Origin of the sequence: Dyadobacter fermentans DSM 18053, assembly GCF_000023125.1 — a bacterium.
GTDB classification, from domain to species: domain Bacteria; phylum Bacteroidota; class Bacteroidia; order Cytophagales; family Spirosomataceae; genus Dyadobacter; species Dyadobacter fermentans.
The window spans coordinates 727,235-745,422 of record NC_013037.1 but is presented as its reverse complement, the minus strand read 5'-3'; the positions used below and the strand labels follow the sequence as shown (position 1 = coordinate 745,422).

11 protein-coding genes are annotated in these 18,188 nt (G+C 56.2%); 9 read left to right on the top strand and 2 right to left on the bottom strand.

Annotated features, from left to right (window positions below; genetic code table 11):
• The first annotated feature begins 134 nt into the window (after positions 1-134).
• Genes DFER_RS03180 through DFER_RS03145 form a run of 8 tightly spaced genes read left to right on the top strand, consistent with a single transcriptional unit; the run spans position 135 to position 13,661 of the window.
• Entirely contained in the window at positions 135-812 is a 678-nt protein-coding gene (locus DFER_RS03180; protein ID WP_041734694.1) for an RNA polymerase sigma-70 factor, read from the top strand.
• Between the two features lie 40 nt (positions 813-852).
• Positions 853-1,872 carry a FecR family protein gene (locus DFER_RS03175; RefSeq protein ID WP_015810161.1) on the top strand — a complete coding sequence of 340 codons (1,020 nt, stop codon included), beginning with the start codon at positions 853-855 and terminating at the stop codon, positions 1,870-1,872.
• 23 nt (positions 1,873-1,895) lie between these two features.
• Positions 1,896-5,273, top strand: coding sequence for a SusC/RagA family TonB-linked outer membrane protein (locus tag DFER_RS03170; RefSeq protein ID WP_015810160.1), 3,378 nt, complete (start codon positions 1,896-1,898; stop codon positions 5,271-5,273).
• A gap of 37 nt (positions 5,274-5,310) precedes the next feature.
• A complete protein-coding gene (locus tag DFER_RS03165; protein WP_015810159.1) occupies positions 5,311-6,924 on the top strand; it encodes a RagB/SusD family nutrient uptake outer membrane protein in 1,614 nt (537 codons plus the stop codon).
• 6 nt (positions 6,925-6,930) lie between these two features.
• The gene (locus DFER_RS03160; protein ID WP_015810158.1) at positions 6,931-8,022 is read left to right on the top strand and encodes a glycoside hydrolase family protein; all 1,092 of its coding nucleotides are present in this window, start codon (positions 6,931-6,933) and stop codon (positions 8,020-8,022) included.
• 6 nt (positions 8,023-8,028) lie between these two features.
• Positions 8,029-9,630, top strand: coding sequence for an MGH1-like glycoside hydrolase domain-containing protein (locus DFER_RS03155; RefSeq protein WP_015810157.1), 1,602 nt, complete (start codon positions 8,029-8,031; stop codon positions 9,628-9,630).
• Positions 9,631-9,660: 30 nt separating this feature from the next.
• The gene (locus tag DFER_RS03150; protein ID WP_015810156.1) at positions 9,661-11,664 is read left to right on the top strand and encodes a beta-L-arabinofuranosidase domain-containing protein; all 2,004 of its coding nucleotides are present in this window, start codon (positions 9,661-9,663) and stop codon (positions 11,662-11,664) included.
• A 26-nt stretch (positions 11,665-11,690) separates the two neighbouring features.
• Positions 11,691-13,661, top strand: a complete 1,971-nt coding sequence (locus DFER_RS03145; protein ID WP_015810155.1) for a glycoside hydrolase family 127 protein — start codon at positions 11,691-11,693, stop codon at positions 13,659-13,661.
• A gap of 13 nt (positions 13,662-13,674) precedes the next feature.
• Here DFER_RS03145 and DFER_RS03140 read toward each other — a convergent pair whose 3' ends face one another.
• Entirely contained in the window at positions 13,675-14,718 is a 1,044-nt protein-coding gene (locus DFER_RS03140) for a DUF4932 domain-containing protein (protein ID WP_041734691.1), read from the bottom strand.
• 249 nt (positions 14,719-14,967) lie between these two features.
• On the bottom strand, positions 14,968-16,056 hold the full coding sequence (locus DFER_RS03135) for a helix-turn-helix domain-containing protein (protein ID WP_015810153.1): 1,089 nt from the start codon (positions 16,054-16,056) through the stop codon (positions 14,968-14,970).
• Positions 16,057-16,253: 197 nt separating this feature from the next.
• Between DFER_RS03135 and DFER_RS03130 the strand changes: the two genes are divergently transcribed.
• On the top strand, positions 16,254-18,185 hold the full coding sequence (locus DFER_RS03130) for a hypothetical protein (protein WP_015810152.1): 1,932 nt from the start codon (positions 16,254-16,256) through the stop codon (positions 18,183-18,185).
• Positions 18,186-18,188: the final 3 nt, after the last annotated feature.

Genomic DNA, 18,188 nt, shown 5'->3' with positions numbered 1-18,188 from the left:
TTAAGTGGCCGAATCGGGGCTGAAAACGCACCCTAACTTTTGAAAATCACAAAAAACATCAAAAACTTCACAAAACGGCCGAGGGTAAGAGCACGCGGAAATACTCTTATGGATAACTCACTTACATCATGTGTATGAACCAGAAGCATTCCGCAGCAAGTAAAACTGGTACAAGCCAACCCACAGGTTTCCCGTCCGATTTCCCGGATGTCAGGAAATTGCCTGCGGCATTTGTCGATTCGGAGTTGTTTATCAGGCAGGCATTTGAAAGCGATCCCGCGCGGGGCTACGAACTGCTGTTCAAGCGCTACTATAAGCAGCTGTGCAGCCACGCGGTCCGGTTTGTGTATGCGCGGGATGTTGCCGAGGACATTGTGGTGGAAGTTTTCAGCCAATTCTGGTCCAAACAGCTGCACACGTCCGTCAACACCTCGTACCGCTCCTATCTGTTCACGACTGTAAGGCACGCGGCTTTTCATTATATGCGGCGCAATTTCGGCAAAGAGGCCCTCACCGACGACCTGGGCGACCTGCCCGTGGCTGCGCCGGAAAGCTCGCCCCAGCAGGAGCTGCAATTCCAGGAGCTGGTACTGAAAATCGAGCAGGTGATCCGGTCGCTGTCGCCTCAGAACCAGAAGGTGTTTCTCATGAGCCGGTTCGAAGGGAAACGCAACACGGCGATCGCGGAAGAGCTCGGGATTTCGGTGAAAACCGTGGAAGGCCACATTACCAAAGGCTTATCCATTCTCCGAAAAGCCTTGCAGGACCACGGACTGCTTTCTCTCAGCCAGATTTTACTCCTGTTTATCTGACGGGCGCCGTCGCAACATGTCACACTGAACTTTCCGAAGTATGAAGAAATCACTTCTCTCCAAACAGGTCATCCAGAACTTCTTCGAAGGAAAAACCACCCGGATGCAGAACATTCTGATCCGCGAATGGCTGGAAAACCCCGCCAACCGCGAGCTGTATTTCCAATGGCTGGATGAATGGGAAACCGAAAACCCGCAATTCACGCCGGACGTGGATCGGGCTTACGAACGTTCATTGCTTACCGTTCAGGAATCCGGCAGCGCGCAAGCGAACGGGCCGGTGAAATGGACTATGCTGCGGGACCGCCTTTTGGTGTTCAAATGGGCCGCAGCGGCATCTGTGGCGCTGATATTGGGCGCTTACCTGCTGTCGGACTATTGGCTTTATAAACAATACGAAACCGGGTTCGGCGAAATACGCACGGTGGTGCTGCCGGACAGCAGCAGGGTTACGCTCAATGCCAATTCCGTGCTCACCATCCCCCGTTTCAGGTTCGGAAGCGGCTCGCGCGAAGTGCGGCTGGAAGGCGAGGCCGAATTTGCCGTGAAGCACCTGCCCGATCACCGCCGGTTTATCGTCCGCACGCCCGACAAGCTGGAAGTGAGGGTATTAGGCACCGAGTTCATCGTGTACAGCCGCAAACGAGGCTCCAAAGTGGTGCTGAGCCAGGGAAGCGTGCAGCTCCGCTCGTTGCACGAGCTGGAAGCCCGGCCTATGCTCATGAAGCCGGGCGACGTGGCCACCATGTCCACCCAGGGAAAGCTCACTTTGCGCCATAGCGAAAGCCTGTCGGCGCACCAGGCCTGGAAGCAGCGCCGGTTTATGTTCGAAAACACGTCCGTTTCTGAAATCGCCTACCAGGTCAGCGAGCATTTCGGCGTGAACGTCGTGGTGGCCGATTCCGCGCTGGCCCGGCGCACGATCGGCGGCACATTCAATGCCAGCGACCCGGCCAATGTGCTCAAAGCCCTTTCCGACGTCCTCAATGCCCGCATCACCCGCTCCCCCGCCAACGGCGACGATGGTGCCGAAACTTTTGTCCTCGATTCGAGTCAGTAGTAATTCCTTAATCTTTCATAATCATGACGAAACTATTACACGTTAAAGTTCTGGTAACCTTAATGGTGGGATGCCTGTTGGACGGCGCACCGCTGAAAGCCCAGCTGATGGCCCAGAACCGTCCGAAAAACACAACAGCTCCCACAACGATCCCCGGAAGCCGCGTCGCACTCAGGGATGCATTGATGCAGGTGAAAAAGCAATACAAAGTGGATATCCTGTTTGAAGAAAAACTGCTGGAAGGCATTTTCGTCGCCCCGGCTCAGGCACAATCCGGCCAGACGATCGAGACCCGGCTGAACAGCATGCTTTCGCCCTCGGGACTACGGTACAAAAAGATAAGCAAGCAAACATACCTCATCCTCAACACCGCCGACGCCGCCAAGCCGGGCGCGCAGCAGGGCGAACAACCGGCCGAAAGCGAAGCCGCGCCCGCAACGCAGGTTACCCTCACCACCACCACGCAACACCATACTCCCGCTGTGGAGGCCGTCGCCGCGGCGGCTGAGAGGACCGTGAGCGGCGTCGTGAAAGGCGATGCCGGTGAATTGTTGCCCGGCGTGAGCGTGCTCATCAAAGGTACCAACCGCGGCAGCACCACCGATGCCGAGGGCAAATACAGCATTTCCGTCAGCGACAATCCCGGCACGGAGGTGATCCTGGTATTCTCCTATGTAGGTTACCAAAACCAGGAGGCGACGGTAGGCACGCGGTCCACGATCGACATTGCCCTCGCCCCAGACCTGAAAAGCCTGGAAGAAGTGGTGGTGGTGGGTTACGGAACGCAAAAACGCGAGCAGATCACCAGCGCGATCGCGAGTGTGAAAGCCGAAGATTTTGTAAAAGGCCCCGTGCAGGATGCCGCACAGCTGATCAGGGGTAAAGTGGCCGGCCTAAGCGTGATCACTCCCAGCGGCGACCCTACGGCCATTGCCCAGATCTCGCTCCGGGGCAGTGCTACGATCAACGCCAGCGCGGAACCGCTCGTGCTGATAGACGGCGTGCCCGGCGCATTGAACACCGTGGCCCCGGAGGATATTGAGTCGATAGACGTGCTCAAAGACGGCTCCGCCGCTGCCATTTACGGCACCCGCGGTTCCAATGGCGTAATCCTGATCACCACCCGGAAGGTCAAAGGCGAAACGCCGGCCACGCTGGAAGTAAACTCCTATTTCACCACCCAGCGGCTAACCCGCAAGCTGGATTTCATGGATGTGAACCAGTACCGCGCATTGGCGGCACAAGGTAAGCCGGGTGCTATCGACTACGGGCAAAACACCGACTGGCTCAGTCAGGTAACCCAGAAGCCATTCTCGCAGGTACACAACATCAGCCTCCGCGGAGGCTCGCGCACGACCAACTACATCGTGAGCATGGAGTACCGCCGCCTGAACGGCATCATGAAAAAATCCGACAACACAACCGTATTCCCGCGGATAGAGGTAAACCATTCGATGTTTAACGGATTATTGAAAATCAATGCCAACCTGAGCGGCTACCAGCAGAAATACTTTTCGATCGACGGCGGCTCCTACTCCGGCCTCGTTTACCGCAATGCGCTCACTTTCAACCCCACCGAACCTTTGAAGGATGAAAACGGGAAGTGGATAGAACGCACCGATAAAACCGACTACATGAACCCGCTCGCGCTCATCGAGGAATCGGAAGGACATAACCGGAACAACAACCTGCGGACCTACGGCACAATCTCCCTCGCACCCGTGGAAGGACTGGAAATCAAGGCCTTATTTGCACGGGATATGTTCAACAGCACCCGGGGGTACTACGAAACTAAAAGTCACTACTCCACCAGCCGCAGCGGCCGGAACGGCTTTGCCTCGCGCGGCACAACCCGCTCCCAGGACGACCTGTTTGAATTTACTGCCAATTACAATAAATCCATTCACGACCACAACTTCGTGATCCTGGCCGGTCACACCTGGCGCCGCTACAACACCGAGGAATACTGGATGCAGAACTGGGACTTCCCGACCGATAATTTCTCGTACAACAACATCGGGGCCGGTCTGGCGCTCCGCCGCGGCCAGGCGCCCGAGTCGTCGGTGCAGTCGGAGAACAAGCTGATCAGCTATTTTTTCAGGGTCAATTATAGTTTTATGAATAAATACCTGCTTTCGGCCAGTATCCGTCACGAGGGTTCGTCGCGCTTCGGGGCGAATCACAAATGGGGCAGCTTCCCGGCGTTTTCGGTGGGCTGGAACCTGAAAAGGGAGGCATTTCTGGAAAGTTCCAACACCATTTCGAACCTCAAACTCCGGGCAGGTTACGGCGTAACCGGTACTGAACCCGGCAGCTCGTACATTTCTTTGAATAAAATCAATTTCAATACCAATGTGCTCATCAACGGCCAGTGGGTGCAGGCGATCAACCCATCGAACAATGCCAACCCCGACCTGCGCTGGGAACGCAAAGAGGAAGTGAACGTAGGTATCGACTACGGCTTCCTGAACGAACGCCTGTCCGGCTCGATCGACCTCTACCGCCGCACCACCCGCGACCTGATCGCCAACTTCCCCGTGCCCACGCCGCCCTATTTGTACAGCACCATCACAGCGAATGCCGCTTCCATGGAAAACAAAGGCATTGAAATCCAGCTGAATGCCATTCCGGTGCAAACCGCCGCTTTCCGCTGGTCTACCTCCGTCAATTTTTCGACCAATGCCAATAAGATCCTGTCGCTATCCAACGACAAATTCGCATTAGCCAGCGGCTATTTCGACACTGGGAATACCGGCGAGCCCATTCAGCAAAACACCCACCGCGTGCAGGTAGGCCAGCCGCTGGGTAACTTCTGGGGCTTCAAAACAATCGACATCGACGAAACCGGCCATTGGATCATCGAGGGCAAAAACGGCGAACCGAAGCCCATTGCCCAGCAGCAGGCGGACGATAAGCAGGTTATCGGTAACGGACTGCCCCGCCGCTATCTGAACTGGAACAACACATTGAATTACAAAAACTTTGACCTGAACATCACCATGCGCGGCGCATTCGGCTTCCAGATCCTGAACATGACCGAAATGTTCTGGAGCGCGCCGGTGATGCTCACCCGCGGTAACCTGCGCTCGAATGCCTACGACCCGATTTACGGCAAACGCCCGCTGGCCGACGACCAGTCGCTGAACTACGTGAGCTACTACATCGAAAACGGCAATTACTGGAAGATCGACAACATCACCGCCGGCTACAATGTACGCCTGAAAAACAAGTACCTCAGACATGCGCGCGTTTACCTGGCCGTTGCCAACCTGTTCACGATCACCGGCTACAAGGGCATCGACCCCGAAGTAGGGATCGCCGGACTGGCGCCGGGCATCGACGATAAGAACCGCTACCCGGCTACCACAAGCTTCACAGCGGGCGTATCGCTCACATTCTAGTTTCTAACCCAGGTTTATCATTTCAAAGAAAAGCACAATGAAGCCATTGAAACCATATATAGGAACGGCCCTTCTGCTGATGATCGCGGCGAGCGGCTGCAATAACGACCTCGACGAGAAGATCTATTCGGAGGTGACCGAGGAAACTTACAATTATTCCAATGCCTACCAGGCGATCAGCATTGCCTATGCCAACATGCGCGGGCTTATTTCGCACACGCATTGGTACATGGCGCAGGAATCCACGGCGGATGGCATCGTCATGCCGGCGAATGCATCCGGCTGGGACGACGGCGGGATTTACAAGCGCATGCACCTGCATACGTGGAATTCGGAAAACCCGCAGATCAACAGCATGTGGAATACGTTTTATGCCGGTGTGATCAATGCCAACCGGCTCATCGACCAGCTTTCGAACGACAAGATCACGATCCCGGCGGGCACCACGAAAGAATCGCTCATCTCCGAAATGCGTGCCGTGCGGGCATTCTTTTACTGGATGCTTTGCGACAATTTCGGCGACGTGCCGCTGATCACCGACCGCTCCGACGAGCTGCTCGAAAAAACGGGCAGGAAAGAAGTATACCAGTTCATCGTGAAGGAGTTGACGGAATCAATCCCTAACCTGAGTGAAGAGCGGAACACGCTGACGTACGCGCGTTTCAACAAATGGGCAGCCAAAACCCTGCTCGCGAATGTGTACCTCAATGCCGGCATTTACGCGGGCGAAACCCGGTGGGAAGAATGCCTTGCGCAATGCAACGATGTGATCGCTTCGGGCAAATACCAGTTAGAAACCGGTCTGCCGGCGCCTTTTGTTACCGAAAACCAAAATTCGGCCGAGATCGTGTTTGCAATTCCTTTTGAAGAAAACCTGGCGGGCGGATTCAGCGCGCACATGTTTTCGTGGCATGCTTCGCTGAAAAACAAGGTCAATATGCTCGCAACGCCCTGGGGCGCAGGCTCGGCGAAAGGCATTCCGCAGTTTATCAATACCTACGATGCCGACGACCAGCGCCTGAAAGCGACTTGGATGACCGGACCGCAGTTTGCTGCGGACGGCGTAACGCCGCTGAAGGGCTCCTACGACCAGGCCGGTAAAAACGTGGTACTCACCAACGAGCTCCCCGACGGCCTCTACACCGGCGAAGCCGAAGGTTACCGGATGAATAAGTTTGAGGTAAAAACCGGCGCACAAGGCAGCCTCGGCAACGACTTCCCGCTTTTCCGCTATGCCCAGGTGCTGATGATGAAGGCCGAATGCCTGCTGCGCACGGGCAAGGCCAATGAGGCCGCCACGGTGGTGTCGCAGGTGCGGGCCCGGGCTTTTTCAGCCAAACCCGCCAAGGCGACGGTATCCGGCGCGGATCTGGCCAAAACCAGCGGGTACGGTTATGGTTATGTCGAAAATTACAAGGTCGTGGACCCGGGCAATACGGCTGCAGTGCAGTATGGCCGCATGCTCGACGAGCTGGGCTGGGAGTTTGCCTGGGAAGGCTTCCGCCGGCGGGATATGATCCGGTTCGGCGTTTATACGACCAAAAGCTGGCTGTCGCACAAGCCGAACGGAGATTACCGCGCTGTGTTCCCGATCCCGCAGATCGCCATCAATTCAAACCCCAAACTTCAACAAAACCCTGACTACAACTAGCTTAATATGAGACAAGTGCTGATTGGCGGTGTGCTGATGCTTTTCGCGGGCTTTGGTTTTGCTCAAACGGGCGGCAAGCGTTCCGCCGCCCGAACGGAAGTCCCGCAGCAGGTGATGCAGGGCATTTTCGAGGAGGTCAAAACCCCGTACAAATACGGCGTGGTGATCCCCCAGCCCGAAAGCGGCAGGATGGTCGACAGCCCTACCGTGTTCCGCAAAGGCGGCGTGTGGTACATGACCTACATTATTTTCGATGGCAAGGGATATGAAACCTGGCTTTCCAAAAGCGAAAACCTGCTGCAATGGACGTCGCTGGGCAAGATCATGTCGTTCACCGACAACACCTGGGACGCCACGCAAAAAGCCGGCTACGTGGCGCTTGTGGACACCGAATGGGGCGGCAGCTACGAACCCGAGCGGTTTGGCGACCAATACTGGATATCCTACCTCGGCGGCTCCGAGAAGGGCTACGAAGCCGGCCGGCTGGGCATCGGCATGGCCACGACCGGCGACCTCACGGCGGCCGGCGAACTGGAACGCCTGCCCCAGCCCGTCCTCTCGGCCATCGACCCGGATGCGTGCTGGTACGACAACCAGACAATCTACAAAAGCCTCGTCATCCGCGACAAAGCCCGCCATACCGGTCATCCGTTTGTGATGTACTACAATGCGAAAGGCCAGCAAGGCGATCAGCAAGGCAAGGGGTTCGAAAGCATTGCCATGGCCGTATCGGATGATATGCTGCACTGGAAAAGGCACGGCCAAAAGCCGCTCGTCACGCGCAATACGGGTATTTGCGGCGACGCCCAAATCGCACGCATCGGAGATGTGTACGTGATGTTCTATTTCGGGGCATTCTGGAAACCGGGCGCATTCGAACGGTTCGCCTGCTCGTACGACCTCGTGAACTGGACCGACTGGACCGGTACGGACCTCATCGCCCCCGGCGAGCCCTACGATAAAACCTATGCCCACAAGCCGTGGGTGATCAAATGGAACGGCGTAGTTTACCATTTTTACAATGCGGTAGGCAGTGAAGGCCGCGTGATCGCCCTGGCCACGTCGAAAGACCTGCGGAACACCGCCGCCGGTAAATAGCACATCATGATGGTAACCAGACTAGCCTGCATTCTTTTTGGAATAATACTACTCCCCGGTACCGAGGGCCGGGCCCAGCATGCCGTGCTGCAACCCGACCGTTTCAAGTCTTACATTTCCGCATTCAACGATTCGGATGAGGAGATTTATAAACAACTCATTCCCAATTCGAAAGCCTGGGAGTTTTTGGCTGCAAACATACCGCTGTTCGAATGTCCCGACAAGCAACTCGAACAAACCTACTACTTCCGCTGGTGGACCTACCGGAAACACCTCAAACAGACGCCGGCGGGGTACATTGTTACTGAATTCCTGCCGGATGTTCCCTGGGCGGGCAAATACAACTCGATCAACTGTCCGGCTGGCCATCATTTTTACGAAGGTCGCTGGCTGCGGGATACCACTTTTTTGAAACAATACGCTCGGTTCTGGTTCCGGGGCGGCGCGAGTCCGCGGGCTTATTCATCGTGGGCGGCCGACGCCATCCGCGCATACACGCTCGTGCACCCCGACAACGCGTTCCTTACCGATCTCCTGCCCGACCTCGTCGCCGACTTCCGCGAATGGGAGAAAACCCACCTCGACTCGACCGGCCTGTTCTGGCAAACCGACAACCGCGACGGAATGGAAATATCCGTATCCGGCGCCTACGGCCGGAAAGACGAGGGTTACCGCGCCACGATCAACAGTTATATGTTCGGGAATGCAAAGGCCATTGCCGACATTGCCGGACTGGCCGGGAACACCGGCATGGCCACGGAGTTCAGCCGCCGTGCCGCGACGATCAAAAGCCGGATCATCAGCAGGCTGTGGGACGACAAGGCCCGGTTTTTCAAGGTAATCCCCCGGGGCCTGCCTTCCCTCCAACGCGCCGATGTGCGCGAACTGCATGGCTTCACGCCATGGTATTTTTCAATTCCCGACACGAGGCACGCCGCTGCATGGGGGCAGCTGCACCATCCGCAGGGCTTCCTGGCGCCCTATGGTCCTACCACCACCGAGCAGCGGCACCCGGGCTTTCGCATTGCCTACGAAGGCCACGAATGCCAGTGGAACGGCCCCAGCTGGCCGTTTTCAACCACCATTACCTTAACCGCCCTTGCCAACCTGCTCAATAATTATGAGCAATATGCGATGACAAAAAATGATTTTTGGAAGCTGCTCACCACATACAGCCGCTCGCACCAGCGCATCCGCGAGGACGGAAAACTCGTCCCCTGGATCGATGAAAACCTGAACCCCTACACCGGCGACTGGATTTCCCGCACCCGACTGGCCACGATGGAAAACGGCACGTGGTCGAAAGCCAAGGGCGGCCGCGAGCGCGGTAAGGACTACAACCATTCGGCATTTGCCGACCACGTGATTTCAGGGCTCGTGGGCATACGGCCCGAAGCTGGCAACCGGCTCGTGATCAACCCATTACTGCCTGATAACACCTGGGATTACTTCTGCCTCGACGGCGTGCGTTACCACGGCAGGAACATTACCGTGGTGTACGACAAAACGGGCCGGAAATACGGCAAGGGCGCCGGGCTCCGCATTCTCGTGGACGGCACGGAAAAGGCGTCCGCGCCCGGTTTAAGCAAAATCACCATCACCATTTAACGCTCGGCGCGCATTTAAAACTAAAACCACATGAAAAAGCTTCTTTGCTCCCTTTCCCTCGCCCTTTGCCTGCAAGCCAATGCCCAAACCGACGGCACCTATACCGGCAGCCGTGCCCCGCTGCGCGCCAACCCGTACGCGGAGCTGCCGCTGGGGGCGATTAAGCCGCAGGGCTGGCTCAGGGAAATGCTTGTCCGCCAGAAGGACGGCTCCACCGGCAAGCTCGACGAGCTGTACCCGCTCGTGATGGGTAAACGGAACGGCTGGCTCGGCGGCGATGGCGACCAATGGGAACGCGGCCCGTACTGGATCGACGGACTGCTCCCGCTCGCCTACATCCTCGACGACAAGGAGCTGATCGCCAAAACCAAACCGTGGGTGGAATGGGCCATTGCCAGCCAGCAGGCCGATGGATATTTCGGGCCGTCGAAAGATTATGCTCACGAACCGGGCGTGCAGCGTGACAACAGCCGCGACTGGTGGCCTAAAATGGTGATGCTCAAAATATTGAAACAGTACTACTCAGCCACCGGCGACAAGCGCGTGATCACGCTGATGACCGATTATTTTAAATATCAACTTAAAGAACTTCCTTCCAAGCCACTCGACAACTGGACGTTTTGGGCGCGGTACCGCGGGGCCGACAACCTGGCGGTCGTGTACTGGCTCTATAACATTACCGGCGATAAATTCCTGCTCGAACTGGGTGACGTTATCCACCGGCAAACCTTCGATTACACGAACGCATTCCTTCAAACCGATCTGCTCTCGACACGCGGCAGCATCCATTGCGTAAACCTGGCGCAGGGCATGAAAGCCCCGCTGATCTATTTCCAGCACCATCCGGAGCAGAAATACCTCGACGCGACGAAGAAAGGCTTCGCCGATATCCGGAAGTTCAACGGCATGGCCCACGGCCTGTATGGCGGCGACGAAGCCCTGCACGGCAACGATCCCACGCAGGGCTCCGAGCTCTGCTCGGCCGTGGAAATGATGTTTTCGCTGGAAAGCATTCTCGAAATCACCGGTGATGTGGCCTATGCCGATATGCTCGAAAAAGTGGCGTTCAATGCCTTGCCGACGCAGGCTTCCGACGATTACATGACCCGCCAATATTTCCAGCAGGCCAACCAGGTGATGCTGACCCGCCACCAGCGCAATTTCGACGTGAACCACGGCGGCACCGACCTTTGCATGGGCCTGCTCACGGGTTATCCTTGCTGCACGTCCAATATGCACCAGGGCTGGCCGAAATTTGTCCAGAACCTGTGGTACGCCACCGCCGACAAAGGCATTGCGGCATTAACCTACGCCGCCAGCGAAGCGACGATTAAGCTGCCCGGCGGCGTGCAGGTAGCGGTGAAAGAAGAAACCTCCTACCCGTTTGAAGAAACTATCAAATTCACTGTAAATCCCTCAGCCAAGGCCATTTTTCCGTTTCATTTGCGGATTCCGGCCTGGTGCAAAAAAGGGGTGATCCGGGTAAACGGCAAACCGTGGCTCGAAGCTGACGGGAACCAGGTCGTGAAGCTGGTGCGGGAATGGGAAAAGGGCGATATAGTGGAATTGCGCCTGCCGATGCATATTTTCAAAAATACGTGGGTGGAAAATTCAATATCGGTCGAGCGCGGACCGCTTACCTACGCGTTGAAGATCGGCGAAACTTCCAAACTGGTTAAAAACGACAAAGATCCGATCGACTATGGCGCCAGCTACACCGAAGTGCGGCCCACCACTCCCTGGAACTACGGGCTGATCCTCACACCGGACAGCAAGCTGGAAGAGCAGTACAAATGGGAAACAGTGAAACCGGTCGGTAATTACCCCTGGAACCCCGAGAATGCCCCGTTGCAGATCAAAACGAAAGCACGCCGCATTCCATCCTGGGGCTTGTACAACGAAATGGCCGGCCCGGTGCCGTACAGCCTCACTTATCAGCTCGAAACGGCGGACCAGGAAGAAGACATCGTGCTCATCCCCTATGGCTGCACCAATCTGCGCATTTCGCAATTCCCGGTTATCCGCAAAAAGTAGGATTCAAGATTTTAACTGAAATTTCAATGCATTTAAGCACCAAAATTTACCTGACCTCGGCTGTCCTCTGCAGTCTGCACGCTGCGCCATTTCAGGCCAGAGCCCAGCGCATTCAGCCTGTCCGGTTTTCGGAAGTCAATATTACCGATCAGTTCTGGAAGCCCAAGCAGGAAAAGGTGGCGACGGCCACGCTGAATGCGTGTATCATTCAAACCGAAGAAAAATCGGGGCGCATCCGGAACTTCGAAAAAGCAGCCCGCAAGCAGGGCGAGAAGCACGAGGGCATTTACTACGACGACAGCGACGTGTACAAGGCCATCGAAGCCATGGCCTATTCGCTCAAAAACCGGCCCGATGCCGCATTGGAACGAAAAGCCGACGAATGGATCGACAAGATAGCCGCCGCCCAGCTCCCCGACGGCTATTTGAACACCTACTACACCCTCACCGACCTCCAACAGCGCTGGACCGACATGGAGCGCCACGAGGATTACTGCGCAGGGCATTTGATGGAAGCCGCGGTAGCCTATTACAATACGACCGGCAAACGCAAGCTGCTCGACGTGGCCATTCGCTTCGCCGACCATATCGACGCCACTTTCCGCGTGGCCAACCGGCCGTGGGTATCGGGCCACCAGGAAATAGAGCTGGCACTGATGAAACTGTATCACCTCACGCACGAGGACCGTTACCTGAAACTCGCCGACTGGTTTTTGGAACAACGCGGCCGCGGATATGGAAAGGGCAAAATCTGGGATGAATGGAAAGACCCGAAATACTGCCAGGACGACGTGCCCGTAAAGCAGCAAAAGGAAATCACCGGCCATGCCGTGCGCGCCATGTACCAGTACACGGGCGCGGCCGACGTGGCATCGGTAACCGGCGACCCTGGCTATATGAATGCCATGACCGCCGTGTGGGAAGATGTGGTGTACCGGAATATGTACCTGACGGGCGGAATAGGCTCTTCGGGCCACAACGAGGGCTTCACCGACGACTACGACCTGCCCAATGGCGCCGCGTACAGCGAAACATGCGCATCGGTAGGGATGGTATTCTGGAACCAGCGCATGAACGCGCTCACCGGCGACGCCAAGTACATTGACGTGCTCGAACGCAGCTTGTACAATGGTGCGCTCGACGGCCTCAGCCTCACCGGCGACCGCTTTTTCTACGGCAACCCGCTTTCCTCTATCGGCAACAATGCCCGCAGCGCATGGTTCGGCACGGCTTGCTGCCCTTCCAACATTGCCCGGCTGGTGGCGTCCGTGGGCGATTACATTTACGGCAAGGCTGATGGGAAGATCTGGGTGAACCTTTTCGTGGGGAGCAACACCACGTTCCAGGTCGGAAAAACGGCAGTGCCGCTGCAAATGAGCACGGATTACCCGTGGAATGGCAGCATCAGAATTAAGGTAACACCGCCGCAGAAGGTGAAATATGCATTGAATGTCCGCATTCCGGGCTGGGCTGCCGGCACGCCCGTTCCCGGCGGCCTGTACAATTTCGCGGCCGCTGGCAACGGCCGTGTTGAAGTGTTGCTTAATGGCAAATCGGTTAACTATCAGAGCGACAAAGGCTACGCCGTAATCGACCGGACCTGGCAGAACGGCGACGAAATCGAGGTGCGGCTGCCGATGGACGTGCGGCAGGTGAAAGCCCGCGCCGAAGTGAAGGCGGACGAAGGCCGCATTGCCATCCAGCGCGGGCCCATTGTGTACTGCGTGGAAGGCGCCGACAATGCCGGCGAGGTATGGAACCTGCTCGTGCCTGCAAACGCTGCGTACACCATTCAGAAAAGCAACCTGCTCGACGAGCCGATTGTGGCTATTCAGGCTGGCCTGCAAGTCGTAAAAGCAGCACCCGACGGCCTGAACATCCGCACGGAACCGCAAACGGTGACCGCTATTCCCTACTACACCTGGGCGAACCGCGGCCGCGGGCCGATGCAGGTGTGGCTGCCGGTGAAGATTAAGAATATCAGGTTAGCGGAATAGCGGCCTTGCCATTCTACCTGGTTACCTGCCCCCTCAGCCGCAGCATGGCGTTGGTAACTGCTTGCTGGTAAGTGCCGTTGCCGGATGCGCTGTACTGGTCGAGTACAGTGACCAGCGTGTCGAGGTAAATGAATTTCCGGTTGAAAACGTAGTGATCCCGGAGACGTTTGGCGTCTTCCGGGTTGCCCATTTTGCGGGCGATGACCACCTCGCCGGCGCGCACGAAATGTTCGTAAAGGCAGGTTTTCCAAACGGGGTACCCCTGCGGGCTCATGGCCTCTTTGATCGGCTCAAAAAGCGGCTGGGTTTCCTGAATGAGGGTTTCGGGCAGGCGGTCTACGGCAGGATTGGCAAATGAATGCCCGAATTCGTGGGTGCTCAGTTCGAGCAAATGCTTTTTGTCGGCAAAACCCATGTCGAGCCGGGCGGGATCGGTCCATTGCTGGATGGCGAATGTGCCGAAAACGTGGAATGCGTGGTGCCGGTTTGCCTTCTGATACTTTGCTCCGAAACCCATTCCGGCCGGTATCGTGAGGCTGGGAATGAGATTGTAGCTATCGAAATGCCCCTGGTAAAAGCCCTCCATGGCGGGCAGGATGCGCTTGTCCGGCAGCCCGGCCTGCACCTGGGCGAGTGCATTGGCGTACAGGGTTTTGCTTTTGGATAAATAGAAACTGAAATCTACTTCCGTGTACAGGCCGTTCATCGCGCGGATGAACGCCGCAGCATTCTTTTTCGCCTCTTCCAGATCTCCTTTTGGTGAAAAACGCAGGTAGTAGGCCGGATCGATGTCTTCGGTCAGCTTCGCATTCGGGAAATCTTCCAGCTGGATGAGCAGGTTAATGAAGTAATCGAGCCAGATGTCCTGCGCGAAGCCGATGGCGACGGCCAGGTTTTGACTGCCTGCAAAAGATTTGTACTGCTGGTAAAGGCTAAGCCCGTACGCGTAGCGTTTGCGGTCTTTGTCGGGATAGGAAGGCGTTTCCGATTGCGCGCCCTCGTAGCCCAGAAAATAGACGAACCCCAGCAACTCTATATTGGCATTAACCTTTACCACAAACTGACCATCAGTGGAATCTGCAAAGGCGACATGTACATGGCGATGGAACGGGTTTGCGATTGATACTAATGGCGGGAAACAAATGGCTAACAGAAGCAAAAGTGGTTTGAACATACAACGGACAGGTTTAATGATTTTATCCCAAAACAAGCCCTGAAACGCATACCCGTCGCCCCGGAACACTTTCCCGGACGTCCGGAATCACGATTCCGGACTTACTTCCGGCCATTTCGGCCTCCGTACACGTCATTTTTGAACCAGCATAAACTCCGACGGCGACTTGCCCGTATGCTGCTTAAAAACCTGGTTGAATGTGGATTTGGAATTGAACCCCGATTCGAATGCGAGCGCGAGGATTGTTTTATGCTGCTCGCCGGGGTCGGCCAGCTTGCGTATCACCTCTTCTACCCTGAAACCGTTCACGAAACCATTGAAATTCGTGTTGGAATGTGCGTTGATCAGATAGGAAATGTAGCGGGGCGGTAGTTGCAGGTGCCCGGCCACCTCGTCCAGCGTAAGGCCCGAACGCGTGTGCAGCTGGTCGCGCAGGAAGACGTCGCGCAGCCGCTGAAACTCCGCCCGATCGTCGAACCGGGCGAAATCCGGCTTTTCGGGTTGTTTGGGTTTGGGCAATGCGGGCAACGTGAAGAAGTCAGGGGAAATGTAGCCGATGTACCCGAGGCCTGAAAGGCACAGGGCGAGCAACAGTTCTATACCCGAAAATACAGGCCATTCGAAAATCACCCCGGCGATCCATAAAATTGTGAGCAGGCTTAGGAACGAGAAAAGGCCGTAGAAGCGGAACCAGGTACGGGCGCTCCGTTCACCGCCATGCGTTTTTAAGCCGGAATGAATGCGGGATAACCGTCGACCGTAAATGCCCAAAACCGCTACCATTCCCATAATGGGCAGGATTTCGGTCACGAAAAACCACGGAGCATTGTCGAGCAGCGACGGTATTTCCACACCCAGCGTGTTCCTGTAAAAACTCCACGCACACCGAATGGCGATTTCCACGGCCACAGGCAGGAAAAACGAGCCGTACTTCGGCTTAAAAACGTAGCCCGGCTCCGTGGTGAGCCGCATGAAAAACCAGGTGGCAAGCGGAAGTACGAGATAGCTTTGCCAATTCCAGAACGGAATGGCGTCGGGCCGGCTGTGATAATGCACCTGCATGCCCCAGGCATTCAGCAGTTCCTGGCACAGCACGAGCAATATCAGCCCCAGGAACAAGCCGGCGCGCCGCCCGCCGAAGCTGCGTGCAATGAGCGACAAACAGAGGACAAACCCCTGCCCGAACGCCAGAAGATACGCAATTGCTTTCCAGTTATCCATCACATCGAAGAGAGGTTACTTGCCGAAGCGAAATAAATGGTTTTCGCGGCAGCTTCCTAGTGGCTGTCCGCTATTCATTTTGGCTTTGACTGAAAGCACTTACGACCGTTTAATAATTAATTCTACAAGAATATAGAATTAGTAAGTAAAAAATAACCAATTGGTTACTCTCTCTCCCCAAACAACCAATTTTCACCATGTCTTACCTACATGCCCCCCGGCTCGTGTTTACGGGCGACTTCCTCTCCGATGTCAGCACAGTAAACAACGACACGGCACATTACAACAACGCCACTTTCAAACCCAACTTCCAGGAACCCGGCCAGGGCTCGACCAACGGCTGGTGGAACCCCGAGGGAGGCGCGGTTTTCGACTTCCGCAATTGCTCGGTGCAGCAGATTTTCCTGCCCGACGGCACTATGCAGCACAATCCTTCCGACGACATGATCATCGGCCAGGCGGTTGTGGGCGCGGAAGGCAGGCCTACCGGCAAGATGGTCGACCTGGACCCGGACGCGCAAATGTTCTCCGCGCTCTGGTGTGTCCAGCTCAGGATCTGCAATGCCGAAGGAAAACTGCTTTTCAAAGGCGATATCAACACGACCAGCTTCCGAGACATTCAGCGCCGCCAGCTCGACGGCGGCAAAAGCAACGGCCAGCCCCTGGGCGCCACCTGGACTTCCACCATCACGAATATCGAATGGGGCCCGCACGCGGACGATTCCGCATTCCTGCGCACGCTGCGTGCCACGACCCAGCGGAATACGCTGGCTATCAATATGAACCCGTTCGGATATTATTATTCGCACAACGACGGCAGGTTTTCGCTGGGGCGCATCATCGGCTCGATCGGACCGTACTTTGAAAACGAGCCGGTTACATTCGCGGCGGCGCGCCGAATGTATGGCATCAGCGTGACGCCCAATGTCCGCGGGATGTATTTTTCTACGACGAATTTTATATTTGAAGAAGCTCAAAAAAGGGTTACCGCTGATTTTGGCGCGAGTTTTCCTGTTGCCAACTCAATGGGTACGATCAATTTTCAGCAGGATTTGCGCCTTGCTGTGAGCAAAATCCCGCAGACTGGTGCCGCGAGTGCTCAAACGCCAACGTCGTACATCGCCCCCGGTGATTTTATCGAAATCGGCGCGATACCGTACCAATCGGACCCCGAATGGCTGCTCCGTACGGGGGGGATCGTGAGTTTCGGAAACCTGTCCGACGAAACGGTGGACGCGCTGCGCAACCACCAGCTGATCCTTATCACACCCTCTGCCGCCAATCCCGGGCAATATGCCATCCTGGCGCGCGAGGCGGTGGACGGGCTCGTGGCCAGGGCGGATAATTTTGTACTCCGCCTGGACGACGGGCAGTCCGTCGATGTCGACTTTTATGCCTATCAATGGGGCAAGCCGCTTCCGAATGCGAACGTGACGATCAGCATCGATCCGCCGACGCCCGACACGCCTGTGGGACCGCAAAATCCGATCTCGGAACTGTACGGCAACAATTACCCCGCCGAGGGCCTCACTTTCAATGGCAGCTTCCAAACGAATGCGGAAGGCAAAGCGCAAATGCGGCTGACCGGAAACGCCATTCACAGCCCCCGCGTGTACATCGACGGGCAGATTTACACCCTCACCTACCAATCCGACACAATTGACCCGGCATTCGGCCCGGAACAGCTGGTCGTGCACCTGCGCGACTATTTCGAAGAAATCGCCGAACCGGTTTGGGATGATATTTCGGAAATGATGATCCAGTACAGCAATTTATACCCGATCATGAGCAAATATGTGGTCGACCTGGCCGATCCCGCGGCGCTGGCGGAGAAACGCAATATCCTCATTTTCGCATTCTCGCTCGACATCAACGACACGATGCACATGCCCGTCACGCGCGACCTTTCGGACACCAAGCGGAAAACCATCCTGAACTGGCTGAAAAATCCCCGCACCGGCCCGAAAGCCGTTTTGAAAAGCCAGGCAAGGCTTGCACGCGCGGAAAACCCGGTATCGCCGGGGACTGAATTAACCGAACGGCAGATCAGATACCGCGAGGCGGTAAAGGCCAAGAACGGCTCTTTCACAGGCTTCACGGCTACCGAGAATTTGTTTGAAAATCTTTGATCC

Bases quoted from the DNA above. Each gene is read 5' to 3' on its own strand.
- DFER_RS03180 (WP_041734694.1), top strand. From the start codon at position 135: ATGAACCAGAAGCATTCCGCAGCAAGTAAAACTGGTACAAGCCAACCC.
- DFER_RS03175 (WP_015810161.1), top strand. From the start codon at position 853: ATGAAGAAATCACTTCTCTCCAAACAGGTCATCCAGAACTTCTTCGAA.
- DFER_RS03170 (WP_015810160.1), top strand. From the start codon at position 1,896: ATGACGAAACTATTACACGTTAAAGTTCTGGTAACCTTAATGGTGGGA.
- DFER_RS03165 (WP_015810159.1), top strand. From the start codon at position 5,311: ATGAAGCCATTGAAACCATATATAGGAACGGCCCTTCTGCTGATGATC.
- DFER_RS03160 (WP_015810158.1), top strand. From the start codon at position 6,931: ATGAGACAAGTGCTGATTGGCGGTGTGCTGATGCTTTTCGCGGGCTTT.
- DFER_RS03155 (WP_015810157.1), top strand. From the start codon at position 8,029: ATGATGGTAACCAGACTAGCCTGCATTCTTTTTGGAATAATACTACTC.
- DFER_RS03150 (WP_015810156.1), top strand. From the start codon at position 9,661: ATGAAAAAGCTTCTTTGCTCCCTTTCCCTCGCCCTTTGCCTGCAAGCC.
- DFER_RS03145 (WP_015810155.1), top strand. From the start codon at position 11,691: ATGCATTTAAGCACCAAAATTTACCTGACCTCGGCTGTCCTCTGCAGT.
- DFER_RS03135 (WP_015810153.1), bottom strand. From the start codon at position 16,056: ATGGATAACTGGAAAGCAATTGCGTATCTTCTGGCGTTCGGGCAGGGG.
- DFER_RS03130 (WP_015810152.1), top strand. From the start codon at position 16,254: ATGTCTTACCTACATGCCCCCCGGCTCGTGTTTACGGGCGACTTCCTC.